This is a genomic window from Streptomyces sp. NPDC056061 (genome assembly GCF_042266885.1).
Taxonomy (GTDB): Bacteria; Actinomycetota; Actinomycetes; order Streptomycetales; family Streptomycetaceae; genus Streptomyces.
Genome location: NZ_JBHJWQ010000040.1, coordinates 33,140 through 50,684 on the forward strand (window position 1 = coordinate 33,140; position 17,545 = coordinate 50,684).

Here is a 17,545-nt window from a genome sequence, read left to right on the forward strand (position 1 = left end):
CATGCGTCAGCTGTTGTGCAGGATCTCCAGGCGCTGCCGAGCCATGGACACGTGCCGGTGGTCGAGCGTCGGCAGGGTGCGCAGCAGGCTGATCAGCTCGGGGCTGCACTCGCGGGCCTGCTGCGGGTCGCTGATCCGTGTCCAGCAGTAGTGGGCGCTCGTGACCGCGGCGACGACCTGCGGGGCGTCGGGCGACTGATGGACGAGGCGGGACCGGCAGGCAGCGATCCACAACTGGGTGGCCAGTACCCAATTGCCCTGCATCTTTGCCAGATCCGCGCGGATCTCGGTCCACTCGGCGGCCTGCACGGAGGTGACGCCGTAGGTGGTCAGGGCATGCTGCTCCCACAGCTGGGCCAGGTGCAGCGCCTCGGGATACCGGTGCTGCTCGGCCAGCGCATGAATGTACGGGCGCGGGTCGGTCCGGGGCGGCGCAACCGGCTGCTGGACCACCGGAACGTGCTGCGTCGCGGGAGTCGGGGCTACCAGGGGGACCGGGTGCGGGGCCTGTACCGGGGCGGCCTGATCCGCGCATTGCCGGTGCCGGTCAGCGTTTTCGTCAACGGGACGGGGCGCCGGCGGCTGGGGCTGCTGGGGCAGGGGTGGCTGTGGAATGGGTTCCGGGCCGAGCGCAGCGGGCTGCGGCGGCGGACTCTGGTACAGAGGCGGGGAGCCGGGCGCGGGCGGGGCCGGGCGCCGGTCGTGGCCGGGCATCGCCTCGCCCGGCTCCTCCTGCTGCTGGAGCAGCAGCGGGTTCGTCCCTGAATACTGGGGCCCGGCCTGCGGTGCGCTGATCTCGGGGACGTGCGGGAGGACCAGAGCACCGGGTGGCAACGCTACGGAGCCGACGGTCTGGGCATGCAGCCGGGCGTTCGTGGGACGGTCGGGGACGAGACGCAGTTGCTCGACGAACCCCCGCGTGTAGGTGCTCACGCCGGTGCAGCCGGTGTAGCCGGGAGGGGCGATCACCCCGTAGACCTCGGCGGCCGGGGGAGTGGCGAGCGCGCCGGGCTCCTGCAGGTGAGGCCATGCGTGCTTGTCCGCGGCGAGGTCGACCAGCACGGTCGTCAGCCCTGCGGGGCGGTGGCGCAGTTCGGTTCCCAGCCATTCCCAGGGCAGTGCGGTGTAGCGGATGGTGGATGCCGTGGTGTGCGTCAGGGCAAGGTAGAGCTGGCGGTCTCGGCGGGCGAGGGTGAGCCGGCCGGAGAGGTATACGAGCAGCGGGCCCGGGGTCGCGGCGGCAGTGCGCAGTTTCATCAGCAGGGCTTGCTGGTCCTTGACGCCGTCGAGGTACGTGGTGTCGGCGGGCACGCCGCTGGCGAGCAGCATGTGCACAGGCACCATCGAGAGGGCTGCGAGGTTGGCGCTGGGCTCGACCTGCACGGTGCGCCGTCGTATAGCGGTGTCGCCGGCGATGAGGAGGACGTGGCCTCGCTGGTCCTGTCCTGCCCCGTTGGTGGTTTGCATGTATTGCACCGTACAGATCAACAGTGATGGTTCCGGCGGAGATTGCCGGACAGTGGCAGGTCTGATGCCCGGCGGTGATCACCGCGAGGAACGGGTCGACGACGGCTCGGTCGTGGGGCCTCCATGTCGTTCGTCGAGGTCGTGTTGCCGGTTTTGGGGTGCCGGTCCCGTTCATTCGGCGAGGGAGACGGCGGGGTTCGGGGCTCGTGGAAGGCTCCGCCGCGGTACGGGGCGTGGCGCAGGACGCGGGTTGCCTCGGCGCGCCCCGCGCGGCGGGCAGGGTCGTCAGCGACGGCCCGGCGGGAACCGGGGTGCGGGGCAGGGTGAGCTGCGGGAGGCGGTGGAGCTTGGCCCGGACCCCGGCGGGCGAGGCGTTCTCCCCGAGAGCGACGACGTGATGTGGTCGAGTGCCCCGCTGCCCGTAGTCGGTCTCCGCCCTGCTCGGAGACCGTCCGGATCCGTCGTACGGGGCTGGTCGGATGGGCTGTCGGGTACCCCGCGCGACACATTCCGCCCTTTCCCGACCTCATCATGCCGAGCCACACTGAAAGAGACGACGGTCGACCGTCCGTGGAAGGTGATCTATATGTGGTACGGCGGCTGGGGAGGGGGCGGATGGCTCCTCCTGACCGGGATGGCGGTCGTTTTCTGGCTGCTGCTGATCGCGGGCGTCGTCGCCCTCACCCGCCACATGGCCGACAGCAGGAGCGGCAACCGGCCCGCTCCGCCTGTCGACGAGGAAAGGTGGGGAGGCCGGAGGGCCGAGGAACTGCTCGCCGAACGGTTCGCCCGAGGGGAGATCGACGAAGACGAATACAAACGCCGTCTGGCGGTGCTGCGCGACCGGCGGTGAACGGTGTCCCCGCCCCGACCTGCCGCCAGAGGATTGCCGGGGGCGGCCGTGATCACCGCCTCATCCGACGGTGAAGGGGCGCATCATCTCGTTGTCCTCGTGCTCAAGCATGTGACAGTGCCAGACGTAGCGGCCCGGGCGGTCAAAGGTCGCCTTGAGCCTCGTGACGACGCCCGGGTAGGCGATCGCCGTGTCCTTGAATCCGCTTTCCCACGGTGCCGGCGGCATTGCGGGACGGCCTGCCCGGCGCCGGTCGAGGACCTGGAACTGGACTTCGTGCACATGGATCGGGTGGGCGTCCGTCGTCAGATTGTGGAACTCCCAGACCTCGGTCGCCCCGATCGCCGGATTCTCCGTGACGGGATCGTCCCAGCGCATCGGCACCGCGGCGCCATGGTCGTCGAGCGTGCCGAGCAGCATCTGCCGGGGACCGACCTGTGGCAGAGAGGCGGACTTCTGCTCGCTGAGCGACAACCGCCGAGTACGACTCGCCCGTCCGAGCGGCCGGAACGGTGGCAGCGACAGCTGGGACGCGGGCACCGTCGTGTCGGGTGTCGTGAGCACGCCGACCTCGAACTTCATCACCTGACCGGTGGTGTCGGGGTCCGCAGGCGGAAAGTCCGTCCCCGCCTTGCCGCCCTGGAACGCCTTGTCGGGGCCTTCATTGATGAGATACAGCTCGGTCCCGGCGGGAACCGAGGTGAGATCGACAATCACGTCCGCTCGCTCGGCCGGTGCGATGAGCAGGTGGTCGAGTCGGACCGGTGAGGGGAGAAAGCCGCCTTCGCTGCCGATCTGCCAGAAGGGGAGAGCGGCCTGCGCAGGTCTGTGCGCGAGTGGGCGGGAGACGATCTTCAAAATCAGGTACCGCGAGTTGCACCCGTTGAGGAGCCGGAAGCGGTAGCGGCGTGGTTCGACTCGGAGGAACGGCCAGGTTCTCCCGTTGCTGACCATCATCGTGCCGAAGAACTCGGGGTTCCAGATCGGAGAGATGTCGCTGCCGGGGATGTAGGGCCCCTTGAATCCGTCGAAGGCGGATCGTCCGGCCGGGTAGTGGAGGCTGCCGTCCACCCGGAAGGAGCGGTCCTGGATGACGACGGGAATCTCGTAGTACGTCCGGCCGGGCGGATCTCCCGGCCGGGGTGCCGGGCCGGGCAGCACTCCTTCGGGAAGGTCGGTGCGGCCGCCCCGCAGCAGGTAGAACCCCGCCAGTCCGGCGTAGACGTTCAGACGCGTGATGCCCATGGCGTGATCATGGAACCAGAGAGTCGAGGCCCGTTCCTCGTTGGCGTACTGGAACACGGCGTCCCCCCGACCCCAGGCAGCACCGAAACGGTCCTCGGATTTGGTCCTGAACTCCTGGTAGAAGGATCCGACTTCGGCGTACCCGGCAGGAAGGTCGGGTGCGTCGGGGAGGTACCACGCCTCGGTGTAGCCGTCGCTCTCCTCCGTGTTCCGACCACCGTGCAGGTGCGTCACGATCGGCACCGGGCCCCGGTACGGTCCGGGCGTCGAACGGAAGGCGGGACGCGCGTCCCGATCGCGCATTCCGCCCGGAGGGTTCGCCCAGTGCAGTGTGGGGTCGACCGGAAGCAGGTGCGGCAGGTAGCCGCCACGACGGTTTCGCAACTCGTTCTTCCACCGCACCCGCACCGGTGTACCGGACCGGGCCTCGATGGTGAACGCGGGGTAGTGGAAGGTGCCCGGATGCACGGCGGAACCGTAGCCCCACACCGTCGTGGCGGGCGAACCGGGCGGTAGCACCTGCTGCCGGAACTGCCGGGCGCCGATGGTGTAGTGGTCGACGCCGGTATCGTGCGTGTCGGGCGCGGCGGGCATGGCGGGTGGTACGACGAGCGGCACGACATACTTGTGCACCTTCCGAGGGTCAAGAACGCCCCCGTCGGTCGGAACCCAGAGTCGCGGCGGTACGGCGGCTGCCGGAAGAAGCGCAGCCGCCCCTCCGATCGCTGCCTGCACGAATCGGCGCCTGGTCACCATGTGCACCCTCCGCTGTTCACCGCACTTGCCGGACATCCTCGGGGTTCCGGTGTTCCCGCGGCCCGTCGGACGGCCGTCGACCCACCAGGTACGACATCAGACTGCCGTGAACCACGCTGCTCCACGCTGCTGGAATGCTCCGGAAGTGTGGCCCACCGGACCCTTGAGGGCGGCCCGGCCCCTCCACGACACCGCTCCGGCCGGGCCTGCGGCCACCGGTCGTCGCCGCGAGGTCGCGAGGGTGATGCCGCGGTCACGACGCAGCGCGCGAAGGCGCGGCCCCACCACGTCGAGCGCGTCGTCGTCCGTCCAGCGATCCATCAGGCCGTCTTGCCGAAACGGCAAGTTTCCGTGCCAGGTCGTGGGGTGCCTGGCAAGACTGAGTTCATCCCGACACAAGGAGCCTTGATGAGTACCACTGATGCGGTCGCGTTCTGGGACGGTGTCTACGCGGCCCGACCGGCAGCCGGCGGACCGCAGCCGAACGCTCGCCTCACCGAGACGGTGACGGGCCTGCCGCCCGGTGACGCGTTGGACCTCGGATGCGGCGACGGCGGCGACGCGCTGTGGCTCGCCCGACTGGGATGGCACGTCACCGCCGTCGACATCTCGGCCGTGGCGGTCGAGCGGCTCGCATCCCTCGCCCGCTCACACGGCCTGGGCGACCGTGTCACCACCGCGCGGCACGACTTGCACAAGTCATTCCCGCCCGGCGGATTCGACCTGGTCTGCGCCCACTACCTGCACACCCCCTTTGACCTGGACCGGGCAACCGTCCTGCGCTCGGCCGCGCACGCACTGCGGCCGGGCGGGCGGCTGTTGGTCGTCGACCACGGCTCGGCCGCGCCGTGGTCGTGGAACCGGGATCCCGACATCCGCTACCCGAGCCCGCAGGAAGTCGCCGCGGGTATCGACCTGGCCCCGCAGACATGGACGGTCGAGCGGGCCGACGCATCCGTCCGGACCGCGACCGGACCGGACGGCCGTTCCGCCGAGGTCACCGACCACGTCCTCCTCATCCGCCGTACCGCCTGACAGGGCGGCCGACCCCCGCCCCCGACAGAGGAACGGAGACCACCGTGACCAGCACCACGCGCCGCAACCGCCGCCGCGACACTCCGCCGCCCCGGACCGGTAGCAACGAGACCGAGATCCTGCGCGGATTCCTCGACTACCTCCGGACCTCGATCGCCGCGAAGGCCGACGGCGCCCCCGAACCGCAGGTGCGAACAGCCGCGGTGCCGTCGGGCACGAACCTGCTCGGCCTGCTCAACCACCCGACCTTCGTCGAGCGCTCGATGTTCCTCGGGGACGACGTCACCGACTGGCAGGCGACGTTTCAAGCCGCATCGGCGGACAGCGCGGCCGATGTCGTCGGATCTCTCCCGCATCAGTCCCGAGAATGCTCCCTCGCGGCTGCGTGAGATCGCCGGTGCGCGCGGCGCGTACATGGGTGCGTGGGCCGCCGGGATCGGCGTGGGTGCGGAGCTGATCCTGTTGGGCGTCTTCCTGGGGCTGTGGCTGGACGCTCTCGCACCGGTCCTGGCGCTCGGGATCCCCGGAGCTGCGCTCGTCGTGCTCTGCCGCGTGTTCTACGCACGCGTCCGCGATCGTCTGCCGAGCACGAGCCGGCCCATGAGCCGTCGCGGCCCTGGCGGTCCGCGCCCGGCGCTGTCGTTCCTCGGTTTCATCCTGTTCGTCTTCATCGCGGTCTTCGCCCTCACGGCGGAGCCGGGCACCTGGCAGGACTCCTCGCGCCTGTTCACGCTGGCCGTGGTCCTGGTGTTCGTGATCGGCTTGATCGTCGCCGCGATCGTCGTCCCCGCGACCATCATGGGGCGGGCGCGCGAGTCGCTCCGCCGGAAGGCCGAGGGCGACGCCCGGTTCCGGGCTCTGCTCGAAGAGGACCTCGCCACCTGGCACGACCCTGTCGGCAGTGCCACGTACGGCCCGCTCTGACCGCTGCTCGAACGCAGTGCCGCCGGCTTCGGCACGAGCCAGGGAATGGAAACGAAGGAGGCGCGATGCGCGAACCGAAGAGACGGACCTCAATCCTGTCGGCGCCTTGCCGCAGGCCAGCCAACTGAGCCCGCAGGGCGTCCTTCCCACAGGCCGCGTACGGAGCTGCCGCCTGGCCGGCGGTTCGGTCCGGGCAAACCGGTCCGGCGCGGCCCGGAGGAAGGCGTCGACGTCCGGCCGGGCCGGAGGGACGTGGACTTCGCGCAGAAAGGTCGATGAGGCGGGAAACCGTTCTTCCCCGCGGGCCTGGGCGAGACGGGAGAACAGACGCCGGTGCGGTGCTGCCGCGCACTCCGTCGATGTGCCGGCACCTGTCCCTCCCGCCCAGCCCGCCGCGAGGGCTGCTTCCCGGACCTGATCGACACGTTGCGCGAGGTCCACGTCCCGCCGACGGAGGACCAGCGGGGCCGCGCTCCAACTCCCGCTCCAGCCCGGCGATCCGCGTCCCACTGAGCGGGTCGGTCAGTGCAGGACCGCTGCCCAGGACTCCGGGGAGAGGTCGGCACCGGTGAGTACCGTGGGGGCCGGCGTGGCCGACAGAGCCGCTGGCGGGGCTGTGGCGTGCGACGGGCACAGGGCGCCGATGACGTAGCGGTTGAGGGCGTCGTCGATCGGGCTCGGCTCGAAGCCGGTGCCGTCCGCGTCGATCCGTTGGTACTTCATCAGGTTCCAGCCCGCGGCCACCTGGCGCCTGCCGTCCGGACTGGTCAGCGCGATGGTGCCGGCACCGAACACCGCGCCGTCGTGGCCCCAGAAGCGGCCGCAGCCGGGGATGTCGACGGCGTACAGGCCGAGGCCGTAGTTCACACCGTCCACCGATGCCGTGCGCTGCATCTCCTTGAGTGCCGCCGGGCCGATCAGCCGGCCGGTCAACAGGGCGCGGTAGAAGTGGTTCAGGTCGTCGGTGGTGGAGACGACTGCGCCCGCCGTGTAGGCCCAGGACATGTCGTAGACGCTGTAGTCGCGGGGCGGGTCGATCAGGCCGTAGAAGTTCTCGTACATCCGGGCGTGCGGGCCCTGGATGTCGGGGCTGCTCGGATAGGAGGTGTGGTGCAGTCCGGCGCGGTCGATGACGTGCTGAGTGATGTACGTCTCTGCGTTCTGGCCGGTGACCTCGGCGAGGAGCAGGCCGACGATGACGTAGTTGGTGTTGGAGTAGTGGCCGGGCTGGGCCCCGGGCGCTCCGGTGGCCGGGGCCGTGAGCCCCAGACGGACCAGTTCCTGCGGGCTGATGAAGCGGAAGCGCCCTTCGTCGAGGCTGGCCGTCGAGCCGTGTGCCAGGGACGGGAAGGCGCCGATGACGTAGTCGCCGATGCCGCTGGTGTGGTTCAGCAACATCCGGACGGTGATCTGGCGGCCGCGCTGCCCGGGTATCAGGTCCGGCAGGTAGTCGCCGATGGGGGCGTCCAGGCGGATACGGCCGCGTTCGACCTGTTGGAGCACGGCGACCGCGGCGAAGGTCTTGCTGATGCTGCCCACTCGATGTCGCATCCCCGGCTTCACCGGGCGGCCCGTGTCCACGTCGGCGACCCCCGAGGCGCCGGCCCAACTCCGGGCGCCGTTACGGACGCTGGAGTAGACGCCGTACATGCCCGCCTCGTGGACGGCGTGCAGGGAACTGCTGAGCGCTGCCGGGTCCAGGGCCGCCCCGGGCGGGGACGACGGCGCGGACGCGGCTACCGCACTGGACCTGGCACCGGCTGAGGCCACGGGTGCGGCAGCGGTCAGTAACAGTGTGGTGGCGATGACGGTTCCGGTTATCCGGAGGAGGCGCAAGGGGATTCCCTTCCTTCGTGTCCGAATAGGAGGAGCCCACAAAATGCGCCCGGCTCGCGGCGCCCGGCACGCACGCCCGCTGCATTGCCGAAAGGTTCTGGTAGCTCCGCCACGAAGACCTTCCAGCGCCTTGCGATCGCACGCACCGGACGCCGCAAGCTGATCGAACTTCCACTTTGTGAGCTCCTCTGAATCCAGGTCATTCTGGTCGGTCACGTTCGTGAGGGCGTCCTTCCTGGGGACGAGTCGTCGCCGGATCTCCTCCTTCGTCAAAGATGGCTCCGGCCCCTCAAGAAGACGCGACCGGGCCGAATCGGCGGTGGTGTATCCGGGCACGGCGTCCGAAGCGGTTCGGTCGGCACACGGGTGCTGCTCGTGCAGCAAGGCAGAGGAGTCAGTTCGGTGCCGGGGCGGCTCGCAGGCGCTGCGAGGCTGCCGCGGGTCCGGATAGCGGCCGCCAGGGCGTCGGTGACGAGCCATGCGCGGATGTGGTCGGCAATCGCCCGTCCGGCCTGACGTCGTGAATACAGATCGGTGACGGTCGCGAGGCAGCAGAACTTCCCGCTGCCGACGCCCGGGTAGGTGATGTCGCCGACGTACTTGGTGTTCGGGGCCTCGGCGGTGAAGTCGCGGCCGATCAGGTCCGGCGCCTTCACCGCTGCTGAAGCTTCCCCTTGATCGTGGACACCTGGAGACTGGGACCTGAGGTTTCCAGAGGAAGTAGCACCAGGTGGGAAGCAAGTACACGAAGCGGTACACCGAGGAGTTCAAGCGGGACGCGATCGCGCTCGTCGACTCCTCGGGCAAGACGGTCACCGCCGTCGCCCGGGAACTCGGCATCAGCTCCGAGTCCCTGCGCGGCTGGTACCGCAAGGCCAGGGCAGACCGGGGCGAGGGCGCCCCCGGCGAGCTGACCAGCGCCGAGCGCGAGGAATTGCGACGGCTGCGCAAGGAGAACCGTGAACAGCAGCAGCCGATCGAGATCCTGCAAAAAGCGACGGCGTAGTCAATGGGTCGGCGCAAGCACCGCTCGCTGACCCGGCCGGACAAGAAGGCGAAGCCGGCCCCGGACCTCATCGGCCGCGACTTCCATGCCAGGCACCCCGGCACCAAGCTGGTCGGCGACATCCCCTACCTGCCCACCGCCGAGGGCTGGCTCTACCTCGCCTGCCGGCTGGACCTGGCCACCCGCGAGGTCGTCGGCTACGCCATGGCCGACCACCACCGGGCCGAACTCGTCGTCGACGCTCTCGACATGGCCCACGGCCGCGGCGGACTGGAGCCCGGCTGCGTGATCCACAGCGATCGTGGCAGCGAGTACACCTCGGCCCAGTTCCGCCACCGAATACGGGAGTTGGGGCTGCGGCAGAGCTGCGGGCGCACCGGATCTCGTTTCGACAATGCCGCCGCGGAGAGCTTCTGGGCACTGCTCAAGGAGGAGATCGGCACCCGCACATGGCCCGACCGGGCCACCGCCCGCGCCGAGGTCTTCAACTTCATCGAGACCTTCTACAACCGCCGCCTGCGCAAGCACAAGGTCTTCGGCTACCTCACCCCAGCCGAGACCAGGCAGCGGCACCAACACGCCCTCGCGGCATAACGAACACGCGTCCAACATCACGGGGTAACTTCACCGTGAGGCGCTTCGTGTCCTGCGAGACAGCATCGAGACGGCTCACGTCGATGCCTACAGCGATATTGCCTGGCCACGGGAAGTGGCGCCCGCGTACGAGCAGGTGTTGTCGATGGCAGCCAACGAGGTGGCCGAGGGCGTCCGGTCTGCGAAAGGTGATCCTGGTATGGGGATTGACGTCGATGTCCGCGACGACATGCAGTTCGACGTGCTTCTGGCCTTGGCTCCCTACACGATTCATGCCGAGGCGTGGCAACAGGGTCGAGAGATCTTCAGCGCCAGCGACACGGGCACAGCCCTGTGGATCGCTGTCACATCGGAGCAAGAGGTTCGGCTCATGTCACGGCTCGATGCGCTGGGTGTCTCGCAAACGGCGTTCACGAATCAACCTCGCAGGCGGCGAAGTCTGTTCGCCCGGTGGTCACGGGACCAGATCGCGTAGCCACAAGATGAGCGAACTCAGCTGCAGTCCCGCCCGTGTTGTCAGGTTGTTGGGTGTGTGGGTGTCTGTTGGTGCGTCGAGGTGTGGTGGGGCCGGGTGTCGGTCTGGGCTCGGGCCGCGGTGGGTCGGCCGGTGACGCCGGTGATCTGCTCCCGGGTGGTGAAGCGGGTGGTCATTTCGGCTCGGTGTTCGGATGCGGTCATCAGGTGGTGTCGGGGCCGGACGTGGGGTGGGATGCCGCTGGACGCGGATAGGAACCGCTGGGCCCCGCCCACGCTGCGGAAGCCCTTCATGGCCCGTTCGCGTTGCCTCGTCGGCTGGTGACTGTTCTCGGCCCGGTTGTTCAATCCCTTGTGGGAGCGGTGCTCCACCGAGGGCATGACCTCGCGGTGGGCGGCGCCGTGGGAACGCAGCTTGTCGGTGGCGACCACTCGCGGCACCCCGCCCGTCGTCGTCATCAGCCTGCGGAAGGAGCGCCTGGCCGCGGCCGTGTCCCGCCGGTTCTGCACGAGAATGGCCAGGACATTGCCGTCCTGGTCGACCGCCCGCCACAGATACTTCTGCTCACCGTTGATCTTGATGGAGACCTCGTCCAGGTGCCGCTTGTCCTCCGGCCGTGGCTGTCGGCGGCGCAGCGCGTTGGCGTACGCCTGCCCGAACTTCGGACACCAGCGGCGCACGGTCTCGTGGGACACGATGACACCGCGCCCGAGCATCAGCTCCTCGGCTTCACGGAAAGTGAGCGGGAACCGGAAGTGCAGCCACACACAGTGCGCGATGATCTCGACCGGGTACCGGTGCCCCCTGCACGACGGCGACACGCTCCCCACGGACGATCCCCCTCCACCGTGATCAACCCGAGGATCCTCCCACGCCACCCGCCAACGTGACAGCGCCCGCGGGGGGATGTTCATGCACGCGTGCCGTGTTCAACGATGCCGCCGCCCACTGGTCACCACGCCCATGGCGCGGTGCGGCAGCGGGTCACTCAGCGGGGCGACCTCCAGCGGGTGAACACGCACTGGTCGGGGCCTGCGTGGATACCCAAGGGCTGGTTGATCCGTTCGAGCAGGAAACCCTCACCGGGGGCGTGGACGGCGTATCCGCAGCCCTTGTAGAACGCGCCCAGGTCCCGGTCGGTCTCGAAGGACCCGTACAGCAGGAAGTAGTCGAGCTGGTCGTAGACCTGCCAGGCCCGCTTCAGCAGGAAGCTGGCGATGCCCCGGCCGCGGGCTACCTCGGCTACCGCCAGGCCGTGCACCTTGCCGATGGCCACGCTCAAGGTCAGCGCCCGCACCTCGCGCTGTACCCGTGATCCAGCGCCTGCTCGATGACGGTCCCGGGAGCGGTGGCTGACAGAGCACCGATCGGCCGGTCCTGCCCGTCGCTGCGCTGAGGCTGGGGCCGGCCGATGATGTCGCCGAGGTCACCGCGGCCCAGGTCCGCCGCGTGGTCGAGAACCTCATCGACATAGGCCGTTGGCAAGCAGGTGACCGCGGCATCCTGATCCTCTTTGACGCCGGCTACGACGCTCCGCGCATGGCCTATCTGCTGGAAGGACTGCCGGTGGAGGTCCTCGGGCGGATGCGCACGGACCACGTAATGCGCAAGCCCGTCCCGGTGCCGTGGACCTCACCGCCACAGGGGAACGCGCCGTCAGACACCCACGCACCCAACAACGTGACAATGCCCCCCTCCGCCCAGGCACTTTTCCTCCGCGGCGACCCCATCACTCCGACCCCCAAGCGGCCATTGGCTCCGACCAGGGAACGGGCAGGCGTGACCCGAGCCGCTGGCCCTTCGGACGTCCACCTTGCTGGACGGTGCGGAGTCCGGTGCTCGGTGTCGTAGCCGATGCCTGGAGCATCAGCCGGACCCGGTAGCCCTCCGGCCAGCGGCTCGCCGCAGAACCCGCGCCGCTCAGGTCGTGGTGGATGACGCGGGCCGCTCCTTCGATGGTTCCTATGCCGTATTCCATGGTGCGGCTGCCGGTGGAGAGGACAGCCATGCCGTAGTCGTGACCGCCGCCGGTGAAGGCGCCCACGCTGTGAACCCGCCATCCGCCTGCGGTGCGTGGCAGCCAGCCATTCTTGACGTGCACCGTTGCCGTGGCGGGTGATCCGGCGGGCACCCCCCACTTCTGGCCGGGCGTGACGTGATTCATCAGATCGAGGGCGTAGCCGCGCGACGCGGGGCCGAGCACCGCGTTCTCCGTCGTCAGTAGCTGCATCAGCCGGAGCTGGTCACCGGCGGTGATCTGGGTGAGGCCCCAGCTCTTCCCGGAGCCGGGAACGGTATGCCGCATCTGTGCCAGAGCGAGGAACCTTCTGAAGCCGGCGGCGCCGATCTGGTGCCAGAGGGCCGAGGTGGAGTCGTTGTCCGACTTGGTGATCATGGCGGTGGTCAGTTCCACCTCCCGCGGAGTCAGTTTCCGGTGTGCCTCCTCGGTCTGCCGCAGCAGTGATCCGAGCACTGAAACCTTCACCACACTGGCGGAGTCGAAATGCGTGTCGGCCTTGAGCTCGCAGGTGGTTCCGGTGATCCGGTCGTACAGAGCCAGGGACGTTGTGCCCTCTCGCCCGCTGAGAGCACTGGTGATGTCATGGGAAAGCTCGGAGGCGAGGCCCGGCCTCTTCGAGGTGCAGAAGACCTTCGCACCGCCCACTGTGGCACTGGCACTGGCACTGGCGGTGTCGGCCGAGGCCGGGGTTGCCATGGTCAATACGGTGAGCAAGGAGCTTGCGGTCAGGGCAATGGCCAGAGAGCGCCGCGAGCAGGCCAATATTCGTGATCCATACATGAAGGCTGTGTCCTGTCCCGCTGCGTGTTGAAGGTCACCTTGCCGCGCGTTGTGGGGTCGGCTGTGGGTCGGCTCCCGCTGTGATTGCTGATAATCGCTCAGCCCAACCGGGCTTCAGCAGATTGCCGCCCTGGTATCTGTTCGGGCCGCGGAGAATCGATGAGTGGGAGTCGGGGCTCAGTTGTACCGGATCGAATTCTAAGAATTCACATGCCAACGGCGACGATACGTGGCTCGTAATCGGGCATTCTGGATATATAGGGTGAAATGGTCGGCGGGTGGGCTTCGATTTCGTGTGATATTCACCAAATCTCCGCCCGGTTGTTCAGCCCCTTGTGCGAGCGGTGCTCGATGGAGGGCATGACCTCACGGTGGGCCGCGCCGTAGAAGCGGAGCTTGTCGGTGACCATCACCCTCGGCACCGCACCGGTCCTCTTCATCGGACGACGCAGGAAACGCCTGGCCGCGGCCTTGTCCCGGCGGCTCTGAACGAGGATGTCCGGCGCGTGTTCGCTGTGGACGGAGGTGCCCGACTGCTTCGTGGCCGGTGCAAGGCCGGCGTAGGAGGCGAGGTGGGCGGCGGTGGGGAAGCCGGTGCGGTCGCCGACGGTGACCAGGAGAACTGCGGCGGTCCTGACGCCGACACCGGGCAGTGACGTCAGGACCTGGGAAAGAGGGTGGGCCTCCAGCAGTTCGTTGATCCGGGCTTCCAGGGCCCGGCGTTGTTCGTGGACGGCCGCGAGCGAGCGGGCCAGGGACGGGATGATCACGTCGAGGGTGCCGGTGCCCGGGACGACGATGGTCTGCTCGTCGAGCGCGTCGAAGACGTCGTCGATGAGGCGGGTGGCCATGCGCGGGGTCTTGGGGCGGATCAGTTCGACGAGTCTGCGGCGGCCGGCCTTCCGCAGTGCGGTCGGGGATCCGTGGCGTTCGAGCAGCCAGGTGATCAAGGCGGGTTCCGAGGATGCGCTCCAGGCCGGGGTGGAACTGGGTGAGCAGGCCGCGGATGCGGTTGGAGGTGCGGGTGGCCTCGGCGGCGAGGTCCCGGTCGAAGCCGACGAGCACGGTGAGCTCGGCGGTGGTCTCGTCGGTCGGTTCCGGTGAGCGCAGGGTGTGGGGCATGGTGCGGGCGGCGTCCGCGATGGCCGCGGCGTCCTTGGCGTCGGTCTTCGCCTCGCCGGGGTAGAGGTCGGCGATCCGGCGCATGGCCAGTCCGGGCCGGCCGGGTGTTGCACGAGAGGGGCGCGTCCAGCGCTTGGGCTAGGAGTCGTTGCAACATCCCAGTTCAGGGGATGCAATGGACTTCGAGATCCGCAGGGACCGGACGCCTCAGGGCCCTCGGCAGCCAGTGCCGGGGCGGCGTTGTAGGGACGATGGCACCTGGTGCCCCGCTTCGACAATGGCACCTGGACGAAAATGAATGAAAATAGCGGTTTCATTTCCCTGACCTGCTGTTTCCGAGTCGCCGGGGTTGTATTCGGCCACCCATTCGCCATCTCCCGGCGGTGAACCCCTGGACGCGCAGGTATCAACGCCTCCGCCCCGGCGGCAACGCATTGTGATGGTCGGGTCACTGGTGAGAGGATCAACGCCGTTGGCGGGCCGACCTGGAAGTCGCCGCCGACAGTTCAAGGTGCAGCCAACTCATCGCGCCCACAAGTAGTGTGATGCGACGTCAGGCTGGTATCAGGTATGCGTTCATTCTCCCCTCAGCCGGCACCCGGAGGCCCTTCGCAGGGGGCTCTGACGACGAAGGAACTGGTCGTCGTGATCGTGGTCGTCGTGGTGGCGGGGGCACTCGCGGCCCTCGGGATGCCGGTGTTCGGCGCCCTCGAGTTCATCGCCGGGGCCCTCTGCGTCGCCGTCCGATCTGTCAGGGCCATGCGCGCGGCGGACGTGCCGCCGCCCGGGGCCGTCTGACGGTTTCATGGGACGGCGTGAGAACGCCGTTGCCGCCGGCACCCAGCAGTCCGAAGCGCTCGCGCTGTGGCTACGTGCCCAGCGCGAGCGCCGAGGCGTCACCTACGCGGCAATGGCCAAACTGACCGATCACGAGTTCACCGCGTCGGCGCTGTCGCGCGGCGCCAACGGCAAGGTGCCCTCCCGCCGCTTGGTGCTCGCGTACGCGACCGCGTGCGAGGCGGACACCAGGGAAGCAATACGGTTATGGAAGGCCGCGCGCAGGGCCGAAGAAGAGCGTCGACGCCGCGCAGGAATCTCCCCGGAGTTCCGTGACCTGGCCGTCTCGCTCCGCTCGGTGATGACCCACCCCGACCTCATCTTCAGCTTCGCCAAGCTGCACGACGTCATGGTGTGGCTTCGTTCACGTTCAGCGACAGCGTTTGTTGACGAGTTTCCACCGCGATTGGCGGTCGTCGGGCTCACGGATGTTGACGAGAAATGACGTCACCGGGACCAGCGCGGCTCGTCGCTCCAGCGGGGAAGCAGAGCGCGGAACGGCGCGAGTTTCTGCGTGCGGCCGGTCTCGTGTCACGGCAGGATGGGCGGATGGAGGAACCACTTGACGTGCCCGAACTCGCTGCTGGTGCGGGGTTCAGTCTTCGGCCGTGGCGCCTTTCGGATCTTCAGCTTGTCCGCGAGGCATCCGAGGACGATTACATCCCGTTGATCACGACGGTGCCCTCGCCCTACTCAGAGTCGGCAGCTGTCGCGTTCGTCGAGCGGCAGTGGGGTCGGGCCTCCGCGAGGACTGGGTATCCGTTTGTCATCGTGAGCGCTGATGGTCGGCCGGTCGGGAATGTGGGGCTGTGGCTGAAGGACCTGGGGCAGGGTCGGGCATCGTTGGGTTACTGGGTCGTTGAGTCGGCGCGTGGGCAGGGGGCGGCCGGGGCCGCAGTCGGCGCCGTCGTCGAGTGGGCCTTGAGTGAATTGCGGATTCCTCGGCTTGAGCTGTATGTCGAGCCGTGGAATACGGGTTCCGTGCGCACTGCCGAGCGCGTGGGGTTCCAGTGTGAGGGGCTGCTGCAGAGCTGGCAGCAGGTGGGGGCCGAGCGGCGGGACATGTTCATGTATTCGCTGCTGCACGGCGAGCAGTGATATCGCTGGGCCTGCCTGCTGTTCAGGCCGACAGGACCAGCGCAATGTTGAACGGCGGACTCCGGCTCAGCCGGCCTGGGCAGGTTCCTCGGCTCGGGCTCGGGTGCTGGCCAGGCGATAGGAGTCGGTGCCGGTTTCGATGATCGTGCCGTTGAAGGTGAGTCGGTCGACGATCGCCGCGCAGAGCCGGGGATCAGTGAACGTTTTGGTCCAGCCGCCGAAGGACTCGTTGGAGGCGATGGCGACGCTGTTCTTCTCCTCGCGCTCGGGCAGGACCTGGAAGAGGAGCTCGGCGCCGTGACGATCGAGTTCCATGTAGCCGAGTTCGTCGATGCAGAGAAGATCGACGCGGCCGTAGCGGGCGATGGTCTTGTTCAGCTGCTTCTCGTCGGCGGCCTCGACCAGCTCGTTGACCAGCTTCGTGGCGAGCGTGTAGCGGACGCGGTATCCCTTCATCGCGGCCTCGGTGCCCAGAGCGATGAGCATGTGGGACTTGCCGGTGCCGGAGTCGCCGATGAGACAGAGCGGCTGGCTCTTCTTGATCCATTCACAGCTGGCGAGGGTGTGGATGGTGGCCGGGTCAATGTTCGGGTTGGCGTCGAAGTCGAAGGACCGCAGGGACTTCTCCCGCGGGAATCCGGCTGCCTTGATCCGCCTCTCCGAACGGCGGCGGGCCCGGTCGTCACACTCCACCATCAGCAGCTCGGCGAGGAACCCGCGGTAAGTCATCTGGTCTTTCATCGCCCGGTCGGCGATCTCGTTGAACTCGTTCCTGATCGACGGAAGCCGCAGCAGGCGGCAGGCGGAGTCGATCGCGGCATCGGCGGCCTGCTCGGTCAAGCCTCGCTGGCGGGGCAGGGGCACTGCGCTTCTCCTTCACGGTGATCGCTGCCACTGGTGTGGCGGCGTCGGAGCAATTGGTCGTAGTGAGACACCGAGGGCAGCGGCCTGGTGTCCGGCGGAAGATGCGTGAGCCGCCACTCGTGCAGGGACGTCACCGTCGCCGACGCCTGACCGGGACACCGGACATCTGGTGCGGGCTTGGTCTCGGCCTGGGCTGCTTTGCGGGCTTCCAGCGCGACCGCGTCCGCGGTCATGGCCCCGGCCCGCAGAGCCGCGGCTAGGCCGGCAACAACGTGCTCGTGCGGCAGATGCCGCCCCAGCAACAGCACCTCGATCAGCGCGCGGGTGCCGTGCCGCTCGCCGTGGATCTTCATGGCCTGGGTCCACCAGGCGTCGTGGACTGGGGTGAACCTGCCTGCCGAGCGGGCCTGTTCGAGAGCGGTCGAGCCGGGGAAGACGTCGGGCTTGCGGACCAGGACCTCCAGGTAGTGGTCCAGCTCTAGTAGGGCTTGGTCAGGTCGGTGTTGACGATGCGTGTCCTGTGGGTCTGGAGTGTCGCTGAAGGCATGTGACTCCGGAGGAACTTGCATCTGTGCGTGGCGAGTTGGAAGACTTTGCTGCAGAGGTCTTCGAGCCGTTCGCGCGTAACGATCA

Annotated in this window: 18 protein-coding genes and 6 pseudogenes; 11 read left to right on the plus strand and 13 right to left on the minus strand. The window is 68.4% G+C overall.

Translation table 11 applies throughout. The annotated features are described in order from the left end of the window. Positions 1 to 6: 6 nt before the first annotated feature. Entirely contained in the window at positions 7 to 1,467 is a 1,461-nt protein-coding gene (locus ACFC79_RS34235; protein WP_376248588.1) for a hypothetical protein, read from the minus strand. Positions 1,468 to 2,053: 586 nt separating this feature from the next. Here ACFC79_RS34235 and ACFC79_RS34240 point away from each other — a divergent pair. Next, entirely contained in the window at positions 2,054 to 2,320 is a 267-nt protein-coding gene (locus tag ACFC79_RS34240; RefSeq protein WP_376248635.1) for an SHOCT domain-containing protein, read from the plus strand. 60 nt (positions 2,321 to 2,380) lie between these two features. On the opposite strand, the gene ACFC79_RS34245 is transcribed toward ACFC79_RS34240, so the two are convergent. Continuing rightward, positions 2,381 to 4,198 carry a multicopper oxidase family protein gene (locus ACFC79_RS34245; RefSeq protein ID WP_376248591.1) on the minus strand — a complete coding sequence of 606 codons (1,818 nt, stop codon included), beginning with the start codon at positions 4,196 to 4,198 and terminating at the stop codon, positions 2,381 to 2,383. Between the two features lie 219 nt (positions 4,199 to 4,417). Then, positions 4,418 to 4,642, minus strand: a complete 225-nt coding sequence (locus ACFC79_RS34250) for a hypothetical protein (protein WP_376248592.1) — start codon at positions 4,640 to 4,642, stop codon at positions 4,418 to 4,420. Between the two features lie 87 nt (positions 4,643 to 4,729). On the opposite strand from ACFC79_RS34250, the gene ACFC79_RS34255 reads away from it, so the two are divergent. From ACFC79_RS34255 to ACFC79_RS34265, 3 genes and pseudogenes are all read left to right on the plus strand, one after another. After that, complete coding sequence (locus ACFC79_RS34255) at positions 4,730 to 5,356, plus strand: class I SAM-dependent methyltransferase (protein WP_376248595.1); 627 nt, start codon at positions 4,730 to 4,732, stop codon at positions 5,354 to 5,356. A 44-nt stretch (positions 5,357 to 5,400) separates the two neighbouring features. Continuing rightward, positions 5,401 to 5,697: pseudogene (locus ACFC79_RS34260) on the plus strand (DUF664 domain-containing protein); the annotation flags it as partial. Next, positions 5,690 to 6,280, plus strand: a complete 591-nt coding sequence (locus ACFC79_RS34265; RefSeq protein WP_376248598.1) for a hypothetical protein — start codon at positions 5,690 to 5,692, stop codon at positions 6,278 to 6,280. The pseudogene ACFC79_RS34260 and the gene ACFC79_RS34265, both read left to right, overlap by 8 nt. A gap of 522 nt (positions 6,281 to 6,802) precedes the next feature. Here the strand turns inward: ACFC79_RS34265 and ACFC79_RS34270 are convergent. Together ACFC79_RS34270 and ACFC79_RS34275 are read right to left on the minus strand one after the other, a co-directional pair. Further along, positions 6,803 to 8,116: a serine hydrolase domain-containing protein gene (locus tag ACFC79_RS34270; RefSeq protein WP_376248601.1), complete on the minus strand. Its 1,314-nt coding sequence runs from the start codon at positions 8,114 to 8,116 to the stop codon at positions 6,803 to 6,805. Between the two features lie 413 nt (positions 8,117 to 8,529). Next, a pseudogene (locus ACFC79_RS34275) lies at positions 8,530 to 8,775 on the minus strand (DDE-type integrase/transposase/recombinase); the annotation flags it as partial. 71 nt (positions 8,776 to 8,846) lie between these two features. On the opposite strand from ACFC79_RS34275, the gene ACFC79_RS34280 reads away from it, so the two are divergent. The 3 genes from ACFC79_RS34280 to ACFC79_RS34290 all read left to right on the plus strand — a co-directional run bounded on the left by ACFC79_RS34280 (position 8,847) and on the right by ACFC79_RS34290 (position 10,191). Then, positions 8,847 to 9,122 carry a transposase gene (locus ACFC79_RS34280; protein ID WP_376248603.1) on the plus strand — a complete coding sequence of 92 codons (276 nt, stop codon included), beginning with the start codon at positions 8,847 to 8,849 and terminating at the stop codon, positions 9,120 to 9,122. Positions 9,123 to 9,125: 3 nt separating this feature from the next. Further along, complete coding sequence (locus ACFC79_RS34285) at positions 9,126 to 9,716, plus strand: IS3 family transposase (protein WP_376248605.1); 591 nt, start codon at positions 9,126 to 9,128, stop codon at positions 9,714 to 9,716. Between the two features lie 145 nt (positions 9,717 to 9,861). Next, the gene (locus tag ACFC79_RS34290) at positions 9,862 to 10,191 is read left to right on the plus strand and encodes a hypothetical protein (RefSeq protein ID WP_376248608.1); all 330 of its coding nucleotides are present in this window, start codon (positions 9,862 to 9,864) and stop codon (positions 10,189 to 10,191) included. Between the two features lie 182 nt (positions 10,192 to 10,373). Here the strand turns inward: ACFC79_RS34290 and ACFC79_RS34295 are convergent. The 3 genes and pseudogenes from ACFC79_RS34295 to ACFC79_RS34305 form a co-directional block, all read right to left on the minus strand. Then, positions 10,374 to 11,021: pseudogene (locus ACFC79_RS34295) on the minus strand (IS6 family transposase); the annotation flags it as partial. A 158-nt stretch (positions 11,022 to 11,179) separates the two neighbouring features. Further along, the gene (locus tag ACFC79_RS34300) at positions 11,180 to 11,467 is read right to left on the minus strand and encodes a GNAT family N-acetyltransferase (RefSeq protein ID WP_376248637.1); all 288 of its coding nucleotides are present in this window, start codon (positions 11,465 to 11,467) and stop codon (positions 11,180 to 11,182) included. Between the two features lie 8 nt (positions 11,468 to 11,475). Then, positions 11,476 to 11,676, minus strand: a complete 201-nt coding sequence (locus tag ACFC79_RS34305) for a hypothetical protein (protein ID WP_376248610.1) — start codon at positions 11,674 to 11,676, stop codon at positions 11,476 to 11,478. Between ACFC79_RS34305 and ACFC79_RS34310 the strand changes: the two are divergent. Continuing rightward, a pseudogene (locus ACFC79_RS34310) lies at positions 11,581 to 11,811 on the plus strand (transposase); the annotation flags it as partial. The gene ACFC79_RS34305 and the pseudogene ACFC79_RS34310 sit on opposite strands and share 96 nt — an antisense overlap. A gap of 109 nt (positions 11,812 to 11,920) precedes the next feature. On the opposite strand, the gene ACFC79_RS34315 reads toward ACFC79_RS34310, so the two are convergent. The 3 genes and pseudogenes from ACFC79_RS34315 to ACFC79_RS34325 all read right to left on the minus strand — a co-directional run. Continuing rightward, complete coding sequence (locus tag ACFC79_RS34315) at positions 11,921 to 12,907, minus strand: serine hydrolase (RefSeq protein ID WP_376248613.1); 987 nt, start codon at positions 12,905 to 12,907, stop codon at positions 11,921 to 11,923. Positions 12,908 to 13,302: 395 nt separating this feature from the next. Then, positions 13,303 to 13,491: pseudogene (locus ACFC79_RS34320) on the minus strand (DDE-type integrase/transposase/recombinase); the annotation flags it as partial. After that, positions 13,492 to 14,209 (minus strand): annotated as a pseudogene (locus tag ACFC79_RS34325) (IS110 family transposase); the annotation flags it as partial. Positions 14,210 to 14,758: 549 nt separating this feature from the next. Here ACFC79_RS34325 and ACFC79_RS34330 point away from each other — a divergent pair. The 3 genes from ACFC79_RS34330 (at position 14,759) to ACFC79_RS34340 (ending at position 16,048) form a co-directional block, all read left to right on the plus strand. Further along, positions 14,759 to 14,911, plus strand: coding sequence for a hypothetical protein (locus ACFC79_RS34330; RefSeq protein WP_376248616.1), 153 nt, complete (start codon positions 14,759 to 14,761; stop codon positions 14,909 to 14,911). A 7-nt stretch (positions 14,912 to 14,918) separates the two neighbouring features. Further along, complete coding sequence (locus ACFC79_RS34335) at positions 14,919 to 15,395, plus strand: helix-turn-helix domain-containing protein (protein WP_376248619.1); 477 nt, start codon at positions 14,919 to 14,921, stop codon at positions 15,393 to 15,395. A gap of 122 nt (positions 15,396 to 15,517) precedes the next feature. Then, positions 15,518 to 16,048 carry a GNAT family N-acetyltransferase gene (locus ACFC79_RS34340; protein WP_376248622.1) on the plus strand — a complete coding sequence of 177 codons (531 nt, stop codon included), beginning with the start codon at positions 15,518 to 15,520 and terminating at the stop codon, positions 16,046 to 16,048. A 66-nt stretch (positions 16,049 to 16,114) separates the two neighbouring features. Here ACFC79_RS34340 and istB read toward each other — a convergent pair whose 3' ends face one another. Next, positions 16,115 to 16,912 carry an IS21-like element helper ATPase IstB gene (gene istB, locus ACFC79_RS34345; protein ID WP_376248625.1) on the minus strand — a complete coding sequence of 266 codons (798 nt, stop codon included), beginning with the start codon at positions 16,910 to 16,912 and terminating at the stop codon, positions 16,115 to 16,117. Then, entirely contained in the window at positions 16,885 to 17,481 is a 597-nt protein-coding gene (locus ACFC79_RS34350; RefSeq protein WP_376248628.1) for a hypothetical protein, read from the minus strand. Before ACFC79_RS34350 ends, istB begins: the two co-directional genes overlap by 28 nt. Between the last annotated feature and the right edge of the window lie 64 nt (positions 17,482 to 17,545).